This window comes from Rhodoferax sp. (genome assembly GCF_028689305.1).
GTDB lineage: Bacteria > Pseudomonadota > Gammaproteobacteria > Burkholderiales > Burkholderiaceae_C > Rhodoferax.
Map to the genome: position 1 here is coordinate 1 of NZ_JAQTWM010000170.1, position 3173 is coordinate 3173.

Consider the following 3173-nt stretch of genomic DNA (forward strand, 5'->3'; position numbering starts at 1 on the left):
AAAACTTCAAAACCAGTGATTCAAACAGGCGAATCAGCCATCGCGGTTGAATTTAACCACACCGACCATCACAAAAAAATAAATATCCAGGTTACATGCTTGTTACTGAGCGCAATCCAGTCATTTTTGTTGCACAGTCACAACAACTCATAGCACAAACCACTCCTTTACACCCCAGTATCAAATTTTGATTTTTTCTTTACAAATCAACCATTTGCAAGCCACTCAAACCAACAAAATTCGGCACCATTTCAGGGAAAACCCCTGCCACACAAGATCTCAAAACAGTGCATCATTGCCAAAAAATGAACGATCGTTCTATTACATCCTTAACCCCAGCCCACCAACGACCATCATCATGACCCATCCATTCATTGCCACTCAAAAGTTCTCCGCTGTTCGCAGCATCGCCATGGCCAGCGCGTTGTGTTGCGCCGGTTTGGCCAGTGCCCAAACTGGCCCTGGTGTCACGCTGTATGGTTTGGCAGATGCCGGTATCACTTCGGTGTCGGGCTTGAAAGCCGGCACCGTGACACAAGTGGCCAGCGGCATCATGGAAGGCTCACGCTGGGGCATCAAGGGCACCGAAGACATGGGCGGTGGTTACAAGACCATCTTCACGCTCGAATCCCGGGTTGAACTCGATACCGGCTCCGTGAGCAGCCGCCCTATTTCTGGCACCCAGTTGTCAGATCGTTACTCTCAAGCGGCGCTGCTGGGCCTGCCGACCACACTGCAGCCTGCCGTGGCTGCGGTTGATGGCCTCCTGGCCGCTCAGTGGGGCGTGAATCCGACCGGCAACCTGTTTGACCGGCAAGCCTATGTGGGCGTGATCACCCCTGTTGGCGCCATCATGGCTGGCCGCATGTACACACCAGCCTTCGAGACCAACGCCATGTATGACATCATGGAAACCCAGTCGGGCTTGTCGGCAGGGCAAGTGGTGGCCTTCCCGGCGGCGCTTGAGATTCGCAAGTCGAACGCCTTGCAATACCGGTTTGTGAAAGACGGCATCTCTGGTTCCTTCATGTATGCCCTGGGTGAGGTCGCCGGTGACACTGGTAAAGGCCGCATGCTGGGCTTGAATGCCAATTACAAAACCGGCAATTTCTCCGTTGGTTTTGGTTATAACCAAGCCAACAATGAGCTGGGGCAGTCGTCGCTGACCACGTCGGTGCTGGGCGCCTCCATGAACTTTGGCCAGGACAAACTCACAGGCATGGTCATCAAGCTGACTGACGACAACCCCAATGGCTTGTCCGCTATCGCCCCGGCGCTGACCCCGGTCGTGGGCGCTGCCGCCGCAGGCTTGGTTCAAAACGCTTTCCTCAATGCCTTCAAGCAGGACGGCACCTTGTCTCACATCGGTTATCGGCACGTGACCGGCCCCCACGCCATCTCGGTGGCTTACACCGCTTACAAGGACAATCGTCCGGCTAATGCTGACGTGACATCCTACGGCGTGGCTTACACCTACTCATTGTCCAAGCGCACCGACCTGAATGCCGTGGTCGTGCAATATGACAACAAGAATTTGGCCCAAACGGCGCCTGGCGGCAATGGTTATATTGGTGGTGTCACCGCCTCCGCTGGCACTGGTTCAACCGGTTTGGCCTTTGGTATCCGTCACCGCTTCTGATCGGATTCCGTCCCCAGCCAAGAGCCCCTTGCGGGCTCTTTTTTTTTACCCCTGCACAGCACCTGCACAATCGCGCGACAATTGCCGTCTTTCAAAACTGCCTGAGCCTAGCCATGTCCATGTCAACCAGCGACCGTCTTTTCACGACCCTGGATGCCGCCCTGCGCACCGTGTTTGCCTCACACCATGGGGCGCAACCCTGCCCCACCGTGGCTGCTGACGCCACCGAACTCTCCGAGGCTGAAAAGAAAGAAGCCGCCGCGCTGATGCGTGTCAACCATGTCGGCGAAGTCTGCGCCCAGGCACTTTATACGGCCCAGGCGTTTGCTACCAAAAACGAAGCACTGAGAGACCATTTTTTGCGGGCTAGCGCCGAAGAAACCAATCATTTGGCGTGGACCGAAGCGCGCCTGAAAGAACTCGGCGACCGTACCTCGCTGCTCAACCCGCTGTGGTACGCCGGGGCCTTTGGCATCGGACTGCTGGCCGGGCGGCTGGGTGATCGGGTCAGCCTCGGTTTTGTCGTGGAAACAGAAAACCAGGTGGAGGCTCACCTCGACGGCCATCTGAGCCGTTTGCCCACGCAGGACCACGCCTCACGCGCCATCGTGGCACAGATGAAAGATGACGAAGTCCGTCATGCCCTCAATGCCAAGGAACTGGGCGCGATTGATTTGCCAGCCCCCGTCAAGGGGCTGATGAAGGCGGCGGCCAAGGTCATGACCACCGTGGCACACCGGATTTAACTTAAACCTCCACCACCTCAAAACTGGTGGTGATCTGCGCGGTCTTGCCCAGCATGACGCTGGCCGAGCAGTATTTGTCATGGCTCATGGCGATGGCGCGCTCAACCGCGCTTGCTGGCACACCCTTGCCCGACACGGTGAAATGCATGTTGATGCGGGTGAACACCTTGGGCTCAGTCTCGGCCCGGTCGGCCTCAAGCCTGACGCTGCAGCCACGCACATCATGGCGCCCCCGCTTGAGGATCAGCACCACGTCGTAAGCCGTGCAGCCGCCAGTGCCGGCCAGCAGCAGTTCCAGCGGACGCGGCGCCAGATTCAACCCCCCGTTTTCGGGTTTGGCCGCGTCAGGCGCACCATCCATCATCAGCGTATGGCCACTGCCGGTTTCCGCCACAAACCCCATGCCCGAGCGCGTTTGCAGCGCGCCGGTCCAACTGACCGTGCATTCCATGTTGATCCTTTAAAAATTGCTCCGCGCGGAGTAAATTTCTTCACTTACAATACACCAACTGCCCCGCGCGCAGTCAAAAATATACCGATATCCTGTCCAAAGTGTAGCCCCATGCCCTCCTCTCCCCTCGCAGCATCCCTCAGCCCAGCCGACTATCTGAAAAAAATCCTGACCGCCCGGGTTTACGACGTGGCCAATGAAACCGCGCTCGAGCCGGCCCGCGCCTTGAGCCGACGGCTGCACAACTCGGTGTTGCTCAAGCGCGAGGACCAGCAGCCGGTACGCAGCTTCAAGCTGCGCGGCGCCTACAACAAGATGGCGCACCTGACGCCAGAAC

General features: G+C 57.6%; 3 protein-coding genes and 1 pseudogene. 3 read left to right on the forward strand and 1 reads right to left on the reverse strand.

Annotated elements, in window-relative coordinates; genetic code table 11:
* The first annotated feature begins 358 nt into the window (after positions 1-358).
* Together PHW99_RS18465 and coq7 are read left to right on the forward strand one after the other, a co-directional pair.
* Positions 359-1639 (forward strand): porin, encoded by a 1281-nt coding sequence (locus tag PHW99_RS18465; RefSeq protein ID WP_300181218.1) that lies wholly within the window; start codon positions 359-361, stop codon positions 1637-1639.
* 119 nt (positions 1640-1758) lie between these two features.
* Positions 1759-2385 (forward strand): 2-polyprenyl-3-methyl-6-methoxy-1,4-benzoquinone monooxygenase, encoded by a 627-nt coding sequence (coq7, locus tag PHW99_RS18470; RefSeq protein WP_300181227.1) that lies wholly within the window; start codon positions 1759-1761, stop codon positions 2383-2385.
* 1 nt (position 2386) lies between these two features.
* Here the strand turns inward: coq7 and PHW99_RS18475 are convergent, their stop codons facing one another.
* The gene (locus PHW99_RS18475) at positions 2387-2836 is read right to left on the reverse strand and encodes an OsmC family protein (RefSeq protein WP_300181221.1); all 450 of its coding nucleotides are present in this window, start codon (positions 2834-2836) and stop codon (positions 2387-2389) included.
* A 111-nt stretch (positions 2837-2947) separates the two neighbouring features.
* On the opposite strand from PHW99_RS18475, the pseudogene PHW99_RS18480 reads away from it, so the two are divergent.
* Positions 2948-3173, forward strand: a pseudogene (locus tag PHW99_RS18480) (pyridoxal-phosphate dependent enzyme); the annotation flags it as partial.